The organism is Macrococcus epidermidis, from assembly GCF_003259695.1.
GTDB classification, from domain to species: domain Bacteria; phylum Bacillota; class Bacilli; order Staphylococcales; family Staphylococcaceae; genus Macrococcoides; species Macrococcoides epidermidis.
In genome coordinates this window covers 47,695-69,004 of the sequence record NZ_PZJH01000005.1, presented here as the reverse complement: position 1 = coordinate 69,004, position 21,310 = coordinate 47,695, and the positions used below count along the sequence as shown (strand labels likewise).

Genomic DNA, 21,310 nt, shown 5'->3' with positions numbered 1-21,310 from the left:
TATAAACTCGGGTGATTTATCGTTAAATCTTTACTGATATAAAGGAAACTTATCTGTAATTGATTTAACTTGCTCTCTTGCTTTCGCTAACACTTGCTCATCTTCATGATTTGCTAATACGTCAGCGATAATATTACCAATTAATTTCATTTCATCTTCTTTTAAACCACGCGTTGTTACTGCTGGCGTACCAATTCGAATACCGCTTGTTACAAATGGACTTGTCTTATCAAATGGAATCGTATTTTTATTCGTAGTAATACCAACTGCGTCTAACGCATGTTCTGCAACCTTACCTGTTAAATCCATCGGTGTAACATCAACGCTAAACAGATGATTATCTGTGCCACCACTTACGATGCGCAGTCCTCTTTCTGATAATGAGGCAGCAAGCGTCTTCGCATTGTTAATAACTTGTGTTTGATACGTCTTAAATTCAGGTTGTAACGCTTCACCAAATGCCACAGCTTTCGCTGCGATTACATGCATTAAAGGTCCGCCTTGAATACCTGGGAATATTGCTTTATCGATTGCTTTTGCAAATTCTGCTTTACATAAAATCATACCACCACGTGGCCCGCGTAATGTCTTATGCGTCGTTGTCGTCACAAAATCAGCATATGGAACTGGGTTTTCGTGAAGGCCTGTAGCCACAAGTCCAGCGATGTGTGCCATATCAACCATAAATAATGCGCCTATTTCATCAGCAATTTCCCTAAATTGTTTAAAGTCAATTTCACGTGAATATGCTGAAGCACCAGCAATAATTAATTTCGGTTTGTGTTCCTTTGCTAAAGCGCGAACGTTATCGTAATTAATCGTTTCAGTTTCCTTATCAACTTCATACGCTACGAAATGATAATCGATACCACTGAAATTCACATGTGAACCATGCGTTAAGTGCCCGCCGTGGCTTAAATCCATGCCTAATACAGTATCTCCGGGTTTAATCGCTACACGATAAACCGCCATGTTCGCCTGAGATCCTGAATGTGGTTGAACGTTTGCATGTTCTGCTCCAAATAATTCTTTCGCTCTATCTCTTGCTAAATCTTCAACGATATCGACAAACTCACACCCACCATAATAACGTTTATGTGGGTAACCTTCAGCGTATTTATTTGTTAATACTGAACCTTGAGCTTCCATTACAGCTTTAGAAACAAAGTTTTCTGAAGCAATTAATTCAATGTTGTTATTTTGTCTTTCTAATTCTTTATGCATTGCTTCAAATAGTACATTATCCTGCGCTTTAATTTCGTTCATCATATATCCCCCTTGATATTCACTTAATATCGACTTCTTGGTCCACCAATTAACTTCGGACGATGCGTTGCAATTGTAACAACTGCTTCGCCGACTTTTTTCGTTGCTACGCGTACAGGAATCTGTACATGTTTAATATGCTGACCGATCAATGTCTGACCGATATCAATGCCTGTATCACAAACAACATGCTCAACAACTACAGGATCTTCGAAACTTTGATATGCCAGACTACTCATACTGCCACCTGCCCCTTTTACAGGTACCACGCTGACTATTTCAAAGCCATATCGTTCCTGCACACGACGTTCCATCGTTATCGCACGATTAATATGTTCACAACCCTGGAAACAGAAATCAACACCAGTTTGTTTGTGTATACGTTGAAATGCTTCAAAAAATACTTTTGCTACTTCATCAGAACTATTTGTACCGATACGTTCACCAATGACTTCAGACGTTGAACATCCAATCACACATAACGTATTTGGCTTAAAGAAATCAATTGCTACGAGTTCATCTAGCAGTGTATTAATGTTATCCATTGCAAGACTCCAGTTGCGCTATTTTATCGATACGTTTCTGATGGCGTCCACCTTCAAATTCAGCATCCAGCCAAGTTTTGACGATAAGTAGCATCAATCCTTCACCGATAACGCGTTGTCCCAATGCCAGGATGTTCGAATTATTATGTTCGCGTGTCACTTGAGCAGTAAATACGTCATGAACGAGCGCACAACGAATACCTGGCACTTTATTTGCTGCAATACTCATTCCAATACCAGTACCACAAATTAAAATACCTCGGTCATATTCACCGTTTGCTACTGCACGTGCGACAGGACCTGCATAATCCGGATAATCTACTGATTCAGTTGACGCTGGACCAAAATCTTTAAATTCAATACCTTTTGCAGTTAAAAATTCTGTAATTTTAGCTTTGTACTCAAATCCACCATGGTCACTTGCAATCGCAATCTTCACAATATCCCTCCTTATTACATACTTCATATTATAGCCTATTTAAAAAGTGAGATAAAACATTTCCGAAAAATGAGACGTTATTTTTTGAATTGTCTATTTTTCATCAATTTTTGTTAATAATTTCGTGATATTTTCCTGTAATTGTTCGTAAGTCTGTTGATATATTTCATACTCTCCACCATATGGATCCTGGATATCCTGGCTAACACCATCCGCGTATTCAATTAGCGTATATACATTGCTTGCTGGATACATCGAACGAATTGTATCACGGTGATTTGCTGTCATCGTTAAGATTAAATCTTTTTCACTGTCTGCGCGGTCAAAGCCAGCACTTAATGAAGCAGCTGGTAAGTGATTCGTTTCAATAATTTGTTGCGTATGGCGTGAAGCAGGCATACCATCTATCGCAAAAATACCTCTCGATGAAAATGAATGTTCATTTGACATTGATTTTGCGATACTTTCTGCTAGCGGGCTACGACACGTATTTCCTGTACAAACAAAAACGATCTCCATCTTTCTCCCTACTTTCCTGAAGTTGCTTTATTGATGCGGTTCATTAATGCATCGCTCCCTGCAATATGGGAATAGTCAGCGATATAAATCTTCGTAATTTCTTTTTGCTGATCCATTTCTCGTAATGCACTATATAAATTATGCATGGCACCATCGATATCTTCAAATGTATCGCTTAAAGCATATGTCACATTATCATTAAAACGTGACAACTCTTTACGTGGTGCAATCAACGCTTCATTTGAGGCAAGCTGTAATTGCGTCAGATTAGACACGAGTACCATAGGACTATTTGGCGCATAATGACGATATTTCATACCGGGAGCTATCGGTTGCTCTGTTTGATAATTTGCTGTCGTAATACATTCTGGAATAATGCGTTCTAAATCATCTTTTGTAATCGCACCAGGACGCGCAATTTTATATGGATAAGATGTACAATCGAGAACTGTGCTTTCAATACCTACTTCCACCTGAAACCCTTCGACGATGCCATAAATTTTCCCATCCATATCGTACTTCACATGGTCTGCAGTTGTTGGCGACGGCTTTCCACTTGTATTTGCAGAAGGTGCAGCAAGCGGCAGATAAGTTAATTTCAGAATTTGGCGAGCAACTTTGTCACTCGGCATACGCACAGCAACAGAATTAAGTCCGGCAGTAACTGCAGGTGCCAGCACCTCTTTTTGAAGCGGTAAAATAAACGAAATGGGTCCTGGCCAGAACGCATCCATCAATTGATGTACTTTATTATCCGGAATATGTGCAAAGTCATCGATTTGTGCTTTTTCATAAATGTGGACGATAAGCGGATTATCCTGTGGTCGTCCTTTTGCTTTAAAAATTTTATCCACAGCCGTACTGCTCAAAGCATTCGCGGCTAATCCGTAAACTGTTTCAGTAGGAATTGCAATGATTTCATCTTGTTTAAACCCTGTAATGATTTCCTGTACTTGTGGATATGTTGATAAGTCATCCACATTGTTACGCACATTCCAAATTTTTGTCTGCATGCTGCATCCCCTCTCTTTACTCATATTTTAAAACAAAATAAAAAGTTATGCACAAATTGTGGATAAATCCTGTAATTTGTGCATAACTTATTCACACCATTCAAACCAGACAATGCGATCCAAACCGTTAATATCCTGAACGACTTGTGGCGTAATGTGTGGATAAAGTTGCAAGACATATTCTGATATCGCTGCACCTTGTGCATGTCCAATCTCAAAAGCTACAAGTGCATCTGCATTTAATATTTCCGGCATACGCTCAATCATACGTTTATACAATGCCAAACCATTATCTTCTGCAAACAGAGCGATATGAGGATCATGCAACGCACTTTCATTCATTAACTCCAGTTCACTTTGTGCGATATACGGTGGGTTACTTACTAAACAGTCTACTCTAATACCTTCAGTAATCAACGGTTCGAGTAAATCGCCTTCCAAAAAGGTGACATTTGCATTAAGTGCTGCTGCATTATTTCGTGCAATATTGAGCGCATCACTTGAAATGTCTATTGCATAAGCTTCAATTTGTGATAGCTCTAATGCAAGTGTTATTGCAATAGCACCACTGCCTGTACCGATGTCAACAAAAGATTGACGATGTTGCCACTTTTCAATGATGAGTTGAACTAGCTCTTCCGTTTCATTGCGCGGCACAAGTACATCTTTTGTCACCTTAAACTTGCGGTCATAGAACATTTGAAATCCCGTAATATGTGCTAGCGGTATATGATGCGCTAATTGTTCGATACAAGTTAGATAATGCGTTCGTTCTGCTTCAGTTAGTTGTTTGTTATCCATCAATATGTCCATTTGGGATAAATCAAACAAATCCATCATTAAATATCTCGCACCGATAATTGGTTCATCATTTTGAGCTAAAAGCGTTTCACCATGCTTTATCAGTTGATGAACATTATAGCACGCCATCATTTAATGCTTCTAATTTAGACGTTTGTTCTGCAATCGTTAACGCATCGATGACTTCACCTAATTTACCTTCTACGATCTGATCTAGCTTTTGAATCGTTAAACCGATACGGTGATCTGTCACTCGGTTTTGAGGATAGTTGTATGTTCTGATACGTTCAGAACGGTCACCTGTACCTACTGCTGATTTACGTTGTTCAGAATACTTCGCTTGTTCTTCCTGCAATTTCGCATCAAACACACGCGTTTTAAGTAATTTTAATGCTTTTTCACGGTTTTTAATTTGAGATTTCTCTGAAGACGTTGCCACAATCCCAGTCGGAATATGCGTAATACGTACTGCTGAGTCAGTCGTGTTAACGTGCTGACCACCAGATCCAGATGAACGGTACGTTTCAATACGTAAATCTTCCTGACGGATTTCAATTTCAACATCTTCTACTTCTGGTAATACCGCTACTGTCGCTGTAGACGTATGAATACGTCCACCACTTTCAGTCGTTGGGATACGTTGTACACGGTGGGCACCATTTTCGAATTTTAACTTACTGTATGCACCTTTACCGATAATAGTGAAACTGATTTCTTTAAATCCACCATGGTCAGCTTCGTTTGTTTCCATCACTTCAATCTTCCAGCCTTGTTCTTCTGAGAATCTTGAATACATACGGAATAAGTCTCCGGCAAAGATATTTGCTTCATCTCCACCAGCTGCTCCACGAATCTCCATCACTACGTTTTTATCATCCATAGGATCTTTAGGGATCAATAAAAATTTCATCTTTTCTTCTAATACTGGAATCTGCGGTTTTAATTCATTGATTTCTTCTTTAATCATTTCCTGCTCATCCGCATCACTTGCGTCACCCATCATTTCTAATGCTTCTTCAAGTTGTTGCTTTACTTCTTTATACTCCCTAAACACTTCAACTGTTTCCTGAAGGTCTGCCTGTTCTTTTGAGTATTCTCTTAATTTATCAGTATCACTTACGATATCTGGATCACTTAACAATTCATTTAATTGTTCATAACGTTGTTCTACGATTTCTAACTGATCAAACATATATATTTACTCCTTTTTAGTTTATTTAATGTGTTTTATATTTTATTTCGGAACAATATGATGCTCACGACATCTCGGTTCATAGCTTTCTTTTGCGCCCACCAAAATAATCGGATCATCAAAGCGTGCCGGCTCACCGTCAATAAGACGCTGTGTTCTTGAACTAGGGGCACCACATACACTACAAACTGCCTGCAATTTCGTAACATGTTCAGCAACTGCCATAATTTCAGGTACAGGTTCGAAAGGTACACCTCTGAAGTCCATATCTAAACCGGCAGTAATCACACGATAGCCTTCTTCCGCAAGCTGTGTTGCTACACCGACGATATCATTATCAAAAAACTGAATTTCATCTATCGCAATAATATCATGGTCTTCCTGCACATGTTCCATAATTTCTGACGAGTGTGAGACATTAACCGCTTCAACTTTGTTGCCATTATGAGAGACGACTTCTAAATCGCTATATCTGTCGTCGATGGATGGTTTAAAGACGATGACACGCTGCTTCGCAAAAAGTCCGCGACGCACACGACGAATCAATTCTTCACTTTTCCCGCTAAACATACTACCTGTAATACACTCTATCCAACCCGAATGATACTGCTCATACATCTTGAATGCCACCTTTTTAAGTCATAATCGCTTTATTATATCATAATTCAATCCTATATTACATTGTGATTTATAACTCATGTTCAACATTAAAAAAACTCCTACACCAAAAGGTATAAGAGTTTAAGGCTTCAGTATTAGTTGTTTGACTTAAGACCGAATTTTTTGTTGAAACGTTCAACACGTCCATCCGCAGATGCGAATTTTTGACGGCCTGTGTAGAATGGGTGAGAATCAGAAGAAATATCCAAACGGATTACTGGGTACTCGTTACCATCTTCCCAAGTCATTGTTTCGTTTGATTTACGTGTAGATCCACTTAAGAATTTGTAGTCTGTAGTAGAATCTAAAAAGATTACTTTTTGGTAATCTGGGTGAATTCCTGGTTTCATAATTGTTTTCAGCTCCTTTGCCCTGAACCATCTGGAACAGAGTTATTTCGTGAAATATTTTCACGTCAATACTTACATATTATATACGTTTCGCTATAAAAAAGCAAGGTTAATTTTTAAATGATTGGTTTACCTGACTTCGCACTTTCAACCATGCGTTCACCGAGTTGTTTAAAGAAATCTTCATTTGATTCACTTTGTTTTAGACGGCGTAAAAAACGCTCTGTAAAATCATTGCTATCCGTAAATAAATTTCTCAGCTGCCAAACCATTTCTAATTCTTTCTTATCAAGTAATAATTCCTCTTTACGCGTTGAACTTCTGCGGATATCAATGGCCGGATAAACACGCTTTTCAGCAAGCTTTCTATCTAACGTAAGCTCCATGTTTCCTGTCCCTTTGAACTCTTCATAGATCATATCATCCATACGTGAACCTGTTTCAACAAGCGCCGTAGATAGAATCGTCAAACTTCCGCCTGCTTCAATGTTACGCGCTGCTCCGAAAAATGCTTTCGGACGATGTAGACTGGCAGGATCTAATCCACCTGATAATGTACGACCACTCGGTGGTACTACTAAGTTATAAGCACGTGCCAGTCGCGTAATCGAATCCATTAAGATAATAACGTCTTCACCAATCTCAACAAGACGTTTCGCACGCTCTAATAATAGTTCAGCAACTTTTACGTGATGTTCTGGTGGTTCATCAAATGTTGAATGTACGACTTCTGCTGCTTCTACTGAACGCTCAAGATCCGTTACTTCTTCAGGACGTTCACCAACCAGTAGGATAAACAATTTCGCTTCCGGATGATTGACACAGATTGCATTTGCGATTTCTTTCAGCAATGACGTTTTCCCTGCTTTAGGAGGTGCTACAATCATCCCACGTTGCCCAAATCCAATCGGTGTCACTAAGTCCATGATACGCGTTGAATATGCTGTCTTCGTTGTTTCAAGACGAATTCTTGTATCCGGATAAAGTGGTGTTAATGCCTGGAAGTGAGGACGCTTCTTAACTTCTTCAGCATTTTGATCATTAACAAAGTCCACTTGTAATAATCCATAATATTTCTCATTTTCTTTTGGTTTACGAACTTTCCCGGTAACTTTATCACCTTTTTTAATTTCAAAACGACGAATCTGACTCGCAGAGATGTAAATGTCTTTCTCACCTTTTGAATAGTTAACCGTTCTTAAAAATCCATATCCATCTGGCTGTATATCATCTAATATACCTTCCATATAGTAGTTGCCGTCTTTTTCCATCTGTTTCTCCATGATGGCCAGCACTAATTCTTTTTTATTTAATTTACTATAATTAACAAGACCTAGTTCTTTCGCTTTCGCTGTTAATGCTTTTGTTGTGTGATTTTTATATAATTCGTGAAAAGACTCATACTGAGGGCTTGTTCTCACTTTTTCTACCATTTCTACACCCATTTCTATATTAATTTATCGTTAAAGCTCTATACATTCGTTTTGGAAAATTCAAAAAGAAAAAGAGGAAGTTTCAAGAGGAATATCATTAGATAGTTTAGCATGTTTTGATAAAAAGAAAAAGCTCGAGCGTCTGCTCAAGCTTTCAATTATGATTAAATAGTATCTTCATGGTTGATTGTTAAGCCTGGTTTCTTCTCTAAACTATGGCGACCTTGTACGAAACGTACCGTACCTGATTTTGCACGCATTACTAAAGAATGTGTTTCAGCATATCCACCTTTGAACTGAACACCCTTCATTAATTCACCGTCAGTTACTGCTGTAGCAGCAAAGATTGCATCGTCACCTTTTACCATATCATCCAATTGTAATACAGTGTTTGGCTCGATTCCCATCTTGCGGCAACGCTCTTCTTGTTCTGCATCTTCCGGTAAAAGAATACCTTGGAAGTCGCCACCTAAAGCTTTAATACCCACAGCAGCGATAACGCCTTCAGGAGCACCACCTGAACCGAATAAAATATCAACACCCGTAAAATCAAACGCTGTATTAATCGCACCTGCAACGTCTCCGTGTTCGATTAACTTAATGCGCGCACCCGCTTCACGGATTTCTCTAATGATACCTGCATGGCGCTCACGATTTAATAATGTTGCTGTAACATCAGAAATATCTTTTCCTTTCGCTTTTGCCACTGCATGTAAATTTTCCGTTACTGATTTAGAAATATCAACTACACCTACACAGTCAGGACCAACTGCAATTTTCTCCATATACATATCCGGTGCATGAAGTAACGTTCCTCTATCACCAACAGCAAGTACTGTCATTGCATTCCATGAACCTTCAGCAACAAGCGTTGTTCCTTCTAATGGATCTACCGCGATATCAATTTGAGGACCTTCTTTTGTTCCTAGTTCTTCACCGATATATAACATTGGTGCTTCATCCATTTCACCTTCACCAATAACTACAACACCGTCCATCGGAATTGTATCAAATACTTCGCGCATTGCTGTTGTTGCTGCGTCGTCCGCTTCGTTCTTTAAACCTTTACCAACCCAACGCGCACTTTTAAGCGCTGCTGCTTCTGTAACTCTGACTAATTCCATTGACAAACTACGTTCCATAAACATTCTCCTCTGCATTAGATATGTAACATCGTTAATAGTATAACACATTCCATCATTATGAGTACCATTAGTTATCAAATGATGCTTATTTTTATAAAGACAAAATAAAAAGCCTACTTGCTGGCTATTCAGCAAGTAAGCTTCTTATTATGCTTGTTTTTCGTCTAGTTCTAAGTGCTCTTGTGCCCATGCTTCAATCGGATGCATTGCTTCAGATAAGGCATAACCTTTATCTGTTAATACATATTTAATTGAAAGAGGGGTTGTAGAAACGACTTTCTTTTCAACAAGACCCCATTCAGCTAATTCACTCAATTTCAAACTTAATGCACGTGGCGTAATTGATTTTAAGTCACGTTTCATATCAGAAAAATGTGCCGAGCGATCTTCTGAACGCGATAAATAGTTTATAAGTAGGCCATTCCAACTGCGACCAAGAATCTTAAACGTCTCTTCTAAATACGGACATACTTCCATATGACTCACCTCTTTATATTACTATTGTACACCGATATAAAAAATATATCAAATATATTATATATATAATGTATTTGTTACTGCTTAAGAAAAAAACGGCATTATCGCCGTTTTAGGAAATTAATTATTAGATCTCTTCTCTCCAGATATCTGCGCCCAGTGTCTTTAACTTCTCAACAATACCGCTATATCCACGGTCAATATGTCTAACATTATAAACCGTCGTAATACCTTCAGCAGCAAGACCTGCTATAACCAGACATGCACCTGCACGTAAATCACTTGCAGCAACTTCTGCGCCTGATAGTTGAGATGGTTTAACAATTGCAGTTCCACCAGACTCAGTAATATCCCCGTTCATACGTGACAATTCATCAACGTGTTTGAATCTTGCTGGATAGATTGTATCTGTTATCGTACTTTGACCATCTGCCATAAATAATAATGGTGTAAATGGTTGTTGTAAGTCAGTTGCAAATCCTGGATAAACATTTGTCGTAATTGTTACCGGGTTATACTTTTCTGGTTTAGAAATTAATGCTTTATCTTCACCAATCTGAACATTAACACCCATCTCTATCAGCTTAGCTGTTAATGGTTCCATGTGTAATGGGATGATATTTTCAATTAACACTTCTTCACCCATCATTGCAGCAGCACACATATATGTACCCGCTTCAATTCTATCAGGAATAATTGTGTGTGAAGTACCATGAAGTGATGCTACACCTTCAATTTTTAAAGTATCCGTACCTGCGCCACGAATTTTGGCACCCATGTTATTTAAAAGTGTTGCAACATCAACGATTTCAGGTTCTTTTGCAGCATTTTCAATGACTGTTTTACCTTTAGCCATCGAAGCAGCAAGCATAATATTGATTGTTGCGCCAACAGATACAACATCCAGGAAGATTTTCGCACCTTTTAATTCTTTAGCTTCAAGGTACATACCACCAGCTTCATTCGTAACAGTAGCACCTAACGCTTCGAAACCTTTAATGTGCTGATCAATCGGACGTGGTCCTAATGGGCAACCACCAGGTAAACCAATCACACATTTTTTAAACTTTCCAAGCATTGCACCCATCATATAATATGAAGCACGTAATGATTGAACTTTATGATTAGGAAGTGGCATGTTAACAGCGTTTGAAGGATCTACTGTTAAGCGGTCACCATCTAAAGTTGTCGTTATATTCAAATCTTCTAATAAACTCATTAATGTCACAACGTCTGAAATTTCTGGTAGACCTTCTAAAGTAACAGGGCTACTTGCCATTAAAGTTGCCGGAATTAAAGCAACTGCGCTATTTTTAGCACCACTGATTTGAACTGATCCTTTAAGAGGATTGCCGCCTCTTATTTTAATTACTTCTTCTGACATAATTGTACTCCTTTAACTTTTATCACACACATTTATCTTATTATTGTTGATTATTTTTATTATAAACTAATTCATTTTAGTAATGCAAAACAAAAAGCATGAAGTTCAATATAATCTAAAGGGTAAAATTAGTCAAGAAAAAAAGACTGATATGACATGCATATCAGTCTAAAGTATGAAATAAAATTTAAGCTTTGTTAGAAGTACCAAATTCTTTAATTTTACCGATTACTGTTGCTTTAATTGCTTCACGTGCTGGTCCTAAATATTTACGTGGATCATATACGTTTGCATCATTATTTAATGTATCACGAACAGCTTTAGCTGAAGCGATTTGGTTTTCAGTGTTTACGTTAATTTTAGCAGTACCTAAAGAAATTGAACGCTCGATATCTTTCGTTGGGATACCAGTACCACCGTGTAAAACTAATGGTAAACCAGTTGCTTTACCAATTTCTTCCATTTCTTTGAAACCTAAGTTTGGCTCACCCTTGTAAGGACCGTGTACTGAACCTAATGCAGGTGCTAAGCAGTCAATACCCGTTTTCTCAACTAATTCCTGACATTCTTTAGCATCAGCATATACAACACCGTCAGAAACTACATCGTCTTCTTGTCCGCCAACGCGTCCTAATTCTGCTTCAACTGAAACGCCTTTAGCGTGGGCATATTCAACTACTTTACTTGTGATTTCAACGTTTTCTTCGAATGAATGATGAGAAGCATCAATCATAACAGAAGTAAATCCAGCATCAATCGCAGCTTTACAGTTTTCAAAACTTGAACCGTGGTCTAAATGGATTGCTACAGGTACTGTAATTTCCATATCTTTCATTAAACCTTCAACCATTTTTACTACTGTGTAGAAACCACCCATATATTTAGCTGCACCTTCAGAAACACCTAAAATAACCGGTGCATTTTCTTCTTGAGAAGCACCTAAGATTGCTTGAGTGAATTCAAGGTTGTTAAGGTTGTATTGACCAACAGCATAACCACCTTCTTTTGCTTTGATTAACATTTCTTTCATAGAAACTAATGGCATGGATAAAATCCTCCTTGTTTGTGCTTAAGCACTATTTTTATAAGGTAAGTATAGCACTTCGTTATCTGATTTGCATGCGTTAAGGGTCGTTTCATGAAAACTTTTCAGCGATTTTCACAACTTCGTCAATTGTAAACGGCTTCATTAAGACACCTGTTGCGCCAGTCTGCTTAATTGACCGGATTTCTTCGTCTGTCTGGAAAGCTGAAATGAGATAAACAGGAACATCCGAGAATGCTCTCAGCTGACTTAGCGTTTCCTCACCCGACATGACCGGCATTTTTCTATCTAAAAATACGAGATCATAATCATTTGATTTGATTAATTCTAAGCCTATTTTTCCATTTTCGGCAATTTCAGTATCATACCCTTTCATTTTAAATATTTCCTGAAAAAGCAGTCTTATATTAGGTTCATCGTCAATTACTAATATTTTCATTTCATGTTTTCTCCATTTCATTTATGATATGATAAGTGTTAAGAATTTCAGAAAGAAGGTTTACCATGCTTAAAATATTTAATACGCAACTTAATGGTATCTTTAAAAAAATAGATATGCAAGAAGCTGAGCTGGATATAGCCGGAAGACTACTTGCACAAGCCGTTGTCGGAGAAGGTAAAATATACATTAAAGGATTTGGCGACTTAAAGTTTTTCGAGGAATTTGCTGCAAATAGCAAAGAAAATTTATTCGATGCTGCAGTCTACATTTCTGATGCGTTAGTTGATGGAACAGATCGCATTCTCGTAATGAGCGATGCGTATGATGAAAGTACCGCTGAGTTTGTTGATAGTCTGGAAGCGCGAGATATCGACTACGTATTAGTATGTAATAAACACAAAGATATTCGATCGATGAATTTTATCGATTTGAGTACACCACGTGCGCTGGTACCTACTGAAGATTTCAGTCGTATTATCACGCCGCATATGATGGCGATGAATTACATCTACTATGCGATCTACAACGTGATGCATGAGATGCTGGTGGAGGAATAGGAATAGCGTGATGAAACAAGTCTGATATATTGCGAATATCGGACTTGTTTTCTTATTGTGTGCTGCGATTTCGACGTGCGTCTTGTCCGATATACCACTTATATCGGACTTGTTTTCTTGATATACGCGATTTCGATGTACGTCTTGTCTGATATATCGCTTATATCGGACTTCTTGCTCTCACACATTACTACTCAAACCAATAAACTCTACCTTTATTCTTTCCTTTAAACTTACAGCTATTTAAAAGAGCTCTTTGGACTGTCTTAATTTCACAGTTACTCCATTCAGCTATTTCTTTAATTTGAAATGGTTCATTTTTAAGGACTGAAACTTGTCTAGCTGCTTCTGTAATATAATCTAGTTTGCTTAGTCTTCTACCACAACGACAAGCCACATATTTCTTTCTACTTACTACCTCCACACACCCAAATCGTTTACACTTTGGACAACGATAACCTTTCTTCATCTGCGTATAATCGTAATAAGCAAATCGGTGATTATCGACCACGTTCGCTGCAATCAACGCTTTAGCCAAACGGTAATCTTCATCAGTCGGTGGTCCAAGTTTTTTAAGATAATCTATAATACCAGGTATTTGGCCGGCAAACTTTACATATTGATCACCATTGAAGTTCCTCAGAATAAAATTCTCATTCACAAAGATGATACGGCTCATATGTTCGTATCGAAATCCATTGCGCATTAAAAATTGGGGTAAAATAAGGTCTGCGCGTTTCAACTGTGATATTATCGTTTGATCGACTCTACCGCGATTACTCTTAAATATTCCATCTATATAAGTGTATTCTCCCGAATAATTTTTTGTATCAAAATGAAAAATTTTACCATCACCAATAATCAAAAAATCAAACTGAGCTTTACTAGATTCTTTCAACGTAATATCCCAAAGCTTCAATCCCCCTTCGACAGCTTGCAGTTGTTCATAAAAATAGTTTTCTCCGGTAAATCCGACTTGGTATGCAAATAAAGTAGTACTGTCATCTTTTGTCAGGCTACACCTTCCATCAACATTCATTAAATAACTCATCTTATTATCAGGTTCATGAAGTTTTAGAAACATATTACACCTCCATCCCTTAATTTACAACGATAATATTAATATTTCAATAGTTAACTTTTGTTAACTTTCAACATACAAAAAAAGGCCCCCTCAAAAGGATGACCTTTAAAAAATCTTATTTATTAATTGCTGCTTCTACAAATCCACGGAATAAACTTTGTGGTTTCATTGGACGTGATAAGAATTCCGGATGGAACTGACATGCCACAAACCATTTATGGTCTGGAATTTCAACGATTTCCACTAAGCGACCATCTGGTGAAAGTCCAGAGAATACTAATCCTTTTTCTTCTAAACGTTCACGATACTCGTTGTTAAATTCATAGCGATGACGGTGACGTTCCTCCACATGGTTCACCCCATATGCTTCAAATGCTTTCGTACCTTCCTGCACTTCACATGGATATAAACCTAAACGTAATGTTCCGCCTAAATCTACAACATCTTTCTGATCAGGTAATAAAGCGATAACTGGATAAGGTGTATTTGGATCTAACTCTGCTGAGTGCGCACCTTTCAATCCAACAACGTTACGTGCAAATTCAACTGTCGCTAACTGCATACCTAAACAAATACCGAAGAACGGAATATTGTTCTCACGCGCATATTGTGTCGCTAAAATCTTACCTTCGATGCCACGCTCACCGAAACCACCAGGCACTAATATACCGTCAGCATCTTTAAGACGTTCTTTATAGTTATTCACATCTAAATGTTCTGAATTGATCCAGTCGATTTCGATATCTTTTCCGAAAGCATAACCTGCATGTTTTAATGCTTCAGCAACTGAAAGATATGCATCCTGTAATGCAACATATTTACCAACTAGCGCAATTTTCACTTTTCCTTCTAAGTTACGGACAGTATCTAACAGTTGATTCCATTCAGTAAGATCCGCTTCACCACTTGCTTCTAAACCTAAACGTTCAATTACAAGATCATCCATATCTTGTGCTTGTAATGCAACCGGAATTTGGTAAAGTGTATCCGCATCACGACATTCGATTACTGATTTTTTATCGATATCACAGAATAACGCAATTTTATCGCGTAAGTCTTCTGTCATTTCATATTCAGTACGTACAACAATCATATCTGGTTGAATACCTAATCCACGTAATTCTTTTACAGAATGTTGTGTCGGTTTCGTTTTCATTTCACCCGCAGCTTTAATGTACGGTAATAATGTACAATGAATGTACATTACATTCTCACGACCGAGATCACTTTTAATTTGGCGAATTGATTCGATAAAAGGAAGTGATTCGATATCCCCTGTCGTACCACCAATTTCAGTAATAACCACATCAGCTTTCGTTGATTCGCCAGCTAGAAGTAAACGTGATTTGATTTCATTAGTAATATGGGGAATAACCTGAACTGTTCCACCTAAGTAATCACCGCGGCGTTCTTTCTTCAATACATGAGAATAAACACGACCTGCTGTAACATTAGAATATTGATTTAAATTAATATCGATAAAACGTTCATAGTGCCCTAAATCTAAGTCTGTTTCTGCGCCATCATCAGTTACGAATACTTCACCGTGCTGATATGGACTCATCGTACCTGGATCGACGTTTAAATATGGATCAAACTTTTGAATTGTTACATTTAGACCACGATTTTTTAATAATCTTCCTAAACTTGCTGCAGTAATCCCTTTACCTAAAGAAGATACTACCCCACCTGTTACAAATATAAATTTTGTCATGATTTACCTCCTAAAAAAATAAAAAAGCACTCCATTTGCAAAAGCAAAGGGAGCGCATAAGTTTATACGTTCGTCCTAATTAAAGGAGCCCAAGTAAAATGATAATCATTTTTGAGCAAAATGTCAACTAAGATTATAATTCTTCTTGGTCCTCTTCATCTTCATCTTCGAATTCATCGTCTTCGTCATCGAATTCATCCGCTTCAACTACTAAACCTGCTTCTTCCAATTCATCTTCGACTTCTTCGTCTTCAGCGTCAACGTTTTCTTCATCATCTTCACTAACAACTAAGTCTAACTCATCTTCGACTTCATCTTCACCAAGTAAAGCGATTTTAGGTGCATCTTCATCGTCTTCATCAAGTACGTCAAATTTTTGTACTGTCGGCGCGATTTTTTCTTCGATATCATCTACTGAATACCAGTCGCGAAGACCCCACATATATTCACCTGTTGATAAAAAACGACCATCCGTATTTAAATCTGTGTAGAACTGAACAACACGTGTTTCAATTTCTTCACTTGAATACTCACCTATAGATTGGAATTCATCGATTAAATCATAAAGGTTAACTTCTTTACCTTTTTCAGTTAAATAAATATAAGCTAAATCGATAAAAGAGCTTTCATCTATCATTTCTTTTGTATATTCAGAGATTTTCATTTTCTTCGTCCTTTCAAACTATGCTAGTTTAAGTTCACACTACATCATATCAAGAAAACGACCTCTAAAGCAAGATTAATAACGAATTAATTTCGTTAAATGATTAGGATGTTCAGCATCCATCGGTACAAAGTTATTGTTTAAGTATACATCTCTTAAGTTTTCCGGAACCTCTACTTCTATCTTGATGACCTCATTAAAATGTTTACGCACAAAAGTTGCAATCTGGCGTAACACATTTTCACGGATAACATCCACATCTTCAGTAATATCCATCGCTTTCAATGTAGCGATATTTCCTTCAACTTCTAATTCGACAGTTCCTACTGCTTTATCATCTTTCAGCAATTTAATATTGTCACCATCTTGAACCAATCTTAATTTAGAAACATAGTTTGCATCTAAGTCTAAATAATAAAGACGCTCCTTACCAATTGGACCATTCGGGTTTGTCGCTAAATGCATAAAGCCAGCACGCTCATATAAATTCCACGCACCTTGATTCTCAGCATCGACCACTAAGAAAAGATGATCAAAATTTGGAAATACACTTTGTGCAAACTCAGGGATATTCATCATAATCTCAGTACCGTAACCTTGTCCCTGTAACTTATTATTGATTGATAGACTGCGTACATATACTGCATTAACCGGTGTATCATATCCTTCATGCTGATAATGTTGATGAAGCACAAAGAACCCGACAACCTGCTCGTCATGATTAAGCACGACACACGGTCTACGGTTCGGATCAAATAAACCTTCATCTAAAACTTCTAAAGGTAATGATGAATATACCTTTTGTCTATCTGTTAATTCAAACGCTTCTAATTGAGGTCTATATTCCTCTTTATATTGAACAATCTTAATTTGCGATCCTATAAATTCCATAATGTTGCCTCCGTCTTGGATGAATTTAATAATTTACTCAATATATATATACCCATTTCATCTCAAAATTATCACAAAATTTAAACAAAACAATGAATCCCCACAAACTACGTTTCAATATAGTATAATGACAAAAACAGATGATAAATGAGGTATTGATATGAAAATTGGTATTGACGCTGGTGGCACTTTAATTAAAATTGCTATTTTAGAAAACGACAAATTCACCTTCAGAAAACAGCTGAGCACTGAAATCGATGAAGTAGCTGAATGGTTAAAGACCGTACCAGATGCACAAGTTGCTTTAACGGGTGGGAAAGCGACGTATCTGCAAAGTTTAATCCCACAAAATGCTTTTCAATCGATTGAATTTGATGCAACATTCCGCGGCATCCAATCATTCCTAATAGAAATGAATCTTGATATTTCTAAGTTTGTGTTTAGTAACGTCGGTACAGGAACATCTATCCATTTTGTAGACAACGGCAAACAAATCCGTGCAGGCGGAACAGGCGCAGGTGGTGGTATGATGATGGGACTTTCATACTTACTGACTGGAAAAGAAGATTTCGATGAGATTGTTACGATAGCTAAAGAAGGAAATCGTGACATCATCGATTTAAAAGTAAAACATATCTATAAAGGAGATAAAACGCCGATACCAGGCGAACTGACTGCAGCCAATTTCGGTAATGTCCTCCATAACAAAGATACAGAAAACTTTAGTGATGCTGATAAAATTGCTTCAGTATTAGGTATCGTCGGGGAAACCGTAACAACAGTATCCATTCATGCAGCCCGTGAGTTTGGTGCTGAATATGTCGTCTATATCGGCTCAAGTTTCTTAAACAATACGTTACTGCGCGATATCGTGATGAACTATACAGTATTGCGCAACTTTAAACCGTACTTCATCGAAAACGGTGAATATTCAGGTGCGGTTGGAACGTTGAGATTGATGGATGAGCAATAAAAAAACGCTGCGTTACTCGTGTGAGTAACGCAGCGTTTCGCTTTGCAGATGACCTTATTTCTTCCCAATTACTTTAACCAAACTAAACAAAAATGGAATTAAAGTCGCACTAATAATTGTCGTTGCTACTGCAATACCAGTTGCATTATTTTTCTTACTCAAATGAATCACCCCTTAAGTCGAGCTTCAAAAGCTTTTACTCGAGATTCGATTACATCTTCATCTCCATGCCAGATACAGATAAAGCGCGACGGGAATCCATCTTTCTCTTTATAGTCTCCATTATAATATGCAAGCGGGAATAAGTATCCTGCTTTCACTTCATCCAATATGATATCGAAGAATTTCGCGTTATCTCCATCGCTATAATATGCAAGAAACTTCTTATAATCTCCAGCTAACACACTATCTAATAACAACAGCGAACTTGAACCGTTCTGTCTGAAGTTAAGGTCGATTGCGTATATCTCACCTTTGCTATCAACAAGTAAATCAAAGCCGGCAATGCCAACATATCCAGCTTCTACACCATTTTGCATAATTTCTAATCCTGCATCGATGACATCCTGCGGGATATTATGATCTATAATATTCCCACGATATTTACCGTACTTTTCAGTGATCTGCTGACTTGAACCAATAAACTTAATACCCAGTTCTTCGCTAAATGCATACTGTACACAATAATTATGTACCGGTTCAATAAACTGTTCAATAATCATCTGTGCTGTACCTTCTGCTTCTCGCACGCGTTTAATACTACGCTCAACATCTTCCTGCGTATAGCACAGCATTACGCCATATCCACCGGCAGTCGGATGTTCATCTCCTGGTTTAATCACGAAAGGCAGTGACCACTTACGAATAGTATCTTCAAAGTCTTCAATCGCCACAACATCACGTTTCGGCAAGAATTTACCCTTCGTCCATTTATCCAGTATCGATTTATTGTTAAGCGCTAAAAATTTATCACGCGGTACAACATATTTATCGCCTGGTACTAATTCCTCTTCATGGGCATACTGAAAGAATATCTTTTCTCCATCCAGAACCGCATCGCGTAACACCTGTTCATATGATTCACGTGTATTATACACTCTGAAACCATTCGGCATATCAAATCCAACTGCATTAAACAATGCTTCAGTTTTATCTGTCACGGTCGCTTCGTGTACAACGACCGGCATCTCGGCGATTAACAGTTCACGTGCGCTCAGTAAATTTGACTGATGTTCTTCTGGCTGTAGCCATGGATTAAAAGTATAGGATGGACGTGATGAATACATCACTTTCTCTCCATATAAATCTTTCATAACTAATGGTAAGTTGATTGGTTTAGTCCCCATAAATGTTCTCCTTTAATGTTTCATGTAAATGCTTAATGCGTTGTAGTTCTTCAGGTTTCTCGATTAACTCGATTGCCATCGTTGCCATTATTTTAGCACCTTGTAATAAGGCATGATCCCCGTGTGCGCTCTTCGCTGCCTCACGAAATTCTACCGTGTGTCCAACAAGCGTTGATGGTCCCATCTTAATATGTGGGTGAATCGTCGGTATGATGTGACTCACATTCCCCGTATCCGTTGAACCGAAACCAAAATCATCATGCAGAATTGGCTCATTATGCATAATAGCATGTTTCTCAAATAAATCATCTAAAAATGTATTTCTGATGAATTCATTAACACCATTTTGAATGTGATTGAGCTGATATTCTGCCCCTGCTGTAATCGCCGCACCTTGCGCTACACGATCGACTTTACCGGTTAATACATCTAAATCTTTTCTGCTAATTGCTCTGGTATAAAATCTCGCTTTCGTATAATCCGGAATAATATTTGCTGACTTACCACCATCTAAAATAACACCATGCACTTTATCCGTCTTCTTAATATGCTGACGCAATTGGCCGATTCCATTAAAGAAACTGATCATCGCATCAAGCGCATTAATACCATTATGCGCATTCTCAGAAGCATGCGCAGTCTTGCCAAAAAACTCCACTTCAAACACGTCTACTGCAAGTGTTGGCACGGTTCTAAACGATTCATGTCCCGGATGAATCATCAATGCTACATCACTATCATTAAATAATCCTGCTTTAACGTATGATGCTTTCGCACTACCGTTTACACCGCCTTCTTCAGCTGGTGTCCCAAATACCTGAATAACACCGCCTAAATCATCAATCACTTCTTTTAAAGCAATTGCTGATAATACACTAGATGTGCCGATAATGTTATGACCACATGCATGTCCTAGACCTGGCAATGCATCGTATTCTGCTAAATAAGCGATAGTAGGTCCTGCTTTCTCGCTTTCATACGTTGCGATAAATCCAGTTTCATGTCCCGCAATATCACGTTCTATACTAAATCCTGCATCTTTTAATGTCTTGCTCAGCAAATTAGACGCAAAGTATTCTTCATTACCTAATTCAGGTCGTGCGTGAATTTCATGACTAATGCGTATAAATTTATCTCTGTGTTCATCTATATATTGCAATACTTTGTTATTCATATTATTATCTCCTCCGTAATTATAAAAAAAGACATTCCCAGATAGGAATGTCTACACGTTCTTATCTGCCAGCTTACGCTGTAGGAATTAGCACCTTACATGACTGCAGGTTGCTGGATGTCATCGGGCCCTTCCCTCGATCCGTCTTGATAAGTTATTGAATTTAATACTAACTATATAGTTATCTATAAATTCT

At 37.8% G+C, this 21,310-nt stretch carries 23 protein-coding genes and 1 riboswitch; of the genes, 2 read left to right on the top strand and 21 right to left on the bottom strand.

The genetic code is table 11. The annotated features are described in order from the left end of the window. Positions 1-30: 30 nt before the first annotated feature. The 15 genes from glyA to BHU61_RS10260 form a co-directional block, all read right to left on the bottom strand. A complete protein-coding gene (gene glyA, locus BHU61_RS10330; RefSeq protein WP_199798226.1) occupies positions 31-1,266 on the bottom strand; it encodes a serine hydroxymethyltransferase in 1,236 nt (411 codons plus the stop codon). Positions 1,267-1,289: 23 nt separating this feature from the next. Next, a complete protein-coding gene (locus BHU61_RS10325; protein WP_111716679.1) occupies positions 1,290-1,811 on the bottom strand; it encodes a TIGR01440 family protein in 522 nt (173 codons plus the stop codon). After that, a complete protein-coding gene (gene rpiB, locus BHU61_RS10320; RefSeq protein ID WP_111716677.1) occupies positions 1,804-2,250 on the bottom strand; it encodes a ribose 5-phosphate isomerase B in 447 nt (148 codons plus the stop codon). The genes BHU61_RS10325 and rpiB overlap by 8 nt, the downstream gene beginning before the upstream one ends. A 93-nt stretch (positions 2,251-2,343) precedes the next feature. After that, positions 2,344-2,769, bottom strand: a complete 426-nt coding sequence (locus BHU61_RS10315) for a low molecular weight protein arginine phosphatase (RefSeq protein WP_111716676.1) — start codon at positions 2,767-2,769, stop codon at positions 2,344-2,346. A gap of 8 nt (positions 2,770-2,777) precedes the next feature. After that, on the bottom strand, positions 2,778-3,782 hold the full coding sequence (locus BHU61_RS10310; RefSeq protein WP_111716674.1) for an L-threonylcarbamoyladenylate synthase: 1,005 nt from the start codon (positions 3,780-3,782) through the stop codon (positions 2,778-2,780). 87 nt (positions 3,783-3,869) lie between these two features. Continuing rightward, positions 3,870-4,712 carry a peptide chain release factor N(5)-glutamine methyltransferase gene (prmC, locus tag BHU61_RS10305; RefSeq protein WP_170122535.1) on the bottom strand — a complete coding sequence of 281 codons (843 nt, stop codon included), beginning with the start codon at positions 4,710-4,712 and terminating at the stop codon, positions 3,870-3,872. Then, on the bottom strand, positions 4,699-5,775 hold the full coding sequence (gene prfA / locus BHU61_RS10300) for a peptide chain release factor 1 (protein ID WP_099581460.1): 1,077 nt from the start codon (positions 5,773-5,775) through the stop codon (positions 4,699-4,701). Before prfA ends, prmC begins: the two co-directional genes overlap by 14 nt. 42 nt (positions 5,776-5,817) lie before the next feature. Further along, entirely contained in the window at positions 5,818-6,393 is a 576-nt protein-coding gene (locus BHU61_RS10295; protein ID WP_111716671.1) for a thymidine kinase, read from the bottom strand. A gap of 137 nt (positions 6,394-6,530) precedes the next feature. Further along, positions 6,531-6,785 carry a type B 50S ribosomal protein L31 gene (locus BHU61_RS10290; protein WP_099581464.1) on the bottom strand — a complete coding sequence of 85 codons (255 nt, stop codon included), beginning with the start codon at positions 6,783-6,785 and terminating at the stop codon, positions 6,531-6,533. Positions 6,786-6,901: 116 nt separating this feature from the next. Beyond that, positions 6,902-8,218 carry a transcription termination factor Rho gene (rho, locus tag BHU61_RS10285; RefSeq protein ID WP_096078001.1) on the bottom strand — a complete coding sequence of 439 codons (1,317 nt, stop codon included), beginning with the start codon at positions 8,216-8,218 and terminating at the stop codon, positions 6,902-6,904. A 164-nt stretch (positions 8,219-8,382) separates the two neighbouring features. Beyond that, complete coding sequence (gene glpX, locus BHU61_RS10280) at positions 8,383-9,360, bottom strand: class II fructose-bisphosphatase (protein WP_111716670.1); 978 nt, start codon at positions 9,358-9,360, stop codon at positions 8,383-8,385. Between the two features lie 150 nt (positions 9,361-9,510). After that, a complete protein-coding gene (locus BHU61_RS10275) occupies positions 9,511-9,840 on the bottom strand; it encodes a winged helix-turn-helix transcriptional regulator (protein WP_111716668.1) in 330 nt (109 codons plus the stop codon). Between the two features lie 127 nt (positions 9,841-9,967). Continuing rightward, positions 9,968-11,224, bottom strand: coding sequence for a UDP-N-acetylglucosamine 1-carboxyvinyltransferase (locus BHU61_RS10270; protein WP_111716666.1), 1,257 nt, complete (start codon positions 11,222-11,224; stop codon positions 9,968-9,970). 187 nt (positions 11,225-11,411) lie between these two features. Further along, positions 11,412-12,269: a class IIb fructose-bisphosphate aldolase FdaB gene (fdaB, locus tag BHU61_RS10265; RefSeq protein ID WP_096077997.1), complete on the bottom strand. Its 858-nt coding sequence runs from the start codon at positions 12,267-12,269 to the stop codon at positions 11,412-11,414. A 91-nt stretch (positions 12,270-12,360) separates the two neighbouring features. Next, a complete protein-coding gene (locus BHU61_RS10260; protein ID WP_111716665.1) occupies positions 12,361-12,708 on the bottom strand; it encodes a response regulator in 348 nt (115 codons plus the stop codon). 65 nt (positions 12,709-12,773) lie between these two features. Here BHU61_RS10260 and BHU61_RS10255 point away from each other — a divergent pair, with 65 nt between their 5' ends. After that, complete coding sequence (locus tag BHU61_RS10255; protein WP_111716663.1) at positions 12,774-13,268, top strand: DUF2529 family protein; 495 nt, start codon at positions 12,774-12,776, stop codon at positions 13,266-13,268. Between the two features lie 190 nt (positions 13,269-13,458). Here BHU61_RS10255 and BHU61_RS10250 read toward each other — a convergent pair whose 3' ends face one another. The 4 genes from BHU61_RS10250 to BHU61_RS10235 all read right to left on the bottom strand — a co-directional run bounded on the left by BHU61_RS10250 (position 13,459) and on the right by BHU61_RS10235 (position 17,621). Continuing rightward, complete coding sequence (locus BHU61_RS10250) at positions 13,459-14,352, bottom strand: nuclease-related domain-containing protein (protein ID WP_111716661.1); 894 nt, start codon at positions 14,350-14,352, stop codon at positions 13,459-13,461. A gap of 115 nt (positions 14,353-14,467) precedes the next feature. Beyond that, positions 14,468-16,066: a CTP synthase gene (locus tag BHU61_RS10245; RefSeq protein ID WP_111716659.1), complete on the bottom strand. Its 1,599-nt coding sequence runs from the start codon at positions 16,064-16,066 to the stop codon at positions 14,468-14,470. Between the two features lie 133 nt (positions 16,067-16,199). Beyond that, complete coding sequence (gene rpoE / locus BHU61_RS10240; protein WP_111716658.1) at positions 16,200-16,730, bottom strand: DNA-directed RNA polymerase subunit delta; 531 nt, start codon at positions 16,728-16,730, stop codon at positions 16,200-16,202. Between the two features lie 75 nt (positions 16,731-16,805). After that, positions 16,806-17,621, bottom strand: coding sequence for a GNAT family N-acetyltransferase (locus BHU61_RS10235; RefSeq protein ID WP_111716656.1), 816 nt, complete (start codon positions 17,619-17,621; stop codon positions 16,806-16,808). A gap of 160 nt (positions 17,622-17,781) precedes the next feature. Here BHU61_RS10235 and coaW point away from each other — a divergent pair, with 160 nt between their 5' ends. Next, the gene (gene coaW, locus BHU61_RS10230; protein WP_111716654.1) at positions 17,782-18,594 is read left to right on the top strand and encodes a type II pantothenate kinase; all 813 of its coding nucleotides are present in this window, start codon (positions 17,782-17,784) and stop codon (positions 18,592-18,594) included. A 167-nt stretch (positions 18,595-18,761) separates the two neighbouring features. Here coaW and ldmS read toward each other — a convergent pair whose 3' ends face one another. After that, positions 18,762-19,940: an L-aspartate--L-methionine ligase LdmS gene (gene ldmS / locus BHU61_RS10225; RefSeq protein WP_111716653.1), complete on the bottom strand. Its 1,179-nt coding sequence runs from the start codon at positions 19,938-19,940 to the stop codon at positions 18,762-18,764. Continuing rightward, positions 19,930-21,114, bottom strand: a complete 1,185-nt coding sequence (locus BHU61_RS10220; RefSeq protein WP_111716651.1) for a M20 family metallopeptidase — start codon at positions 21,112-21,114, stop codon at positions 19,930-19,932. The genes ldmS and BHU61_RS10220 overlap by 11 nt, the downstream gene beginning before the upstream one ends. 58 nt (positions 21,115-21,172) lie before the next feature. Further along, positions 21,173-21,270: riboswitch (SAM riboswitch) on the bottom strand. Positions 21,271-21,310 lie beyond the last annotated feature (40 nt).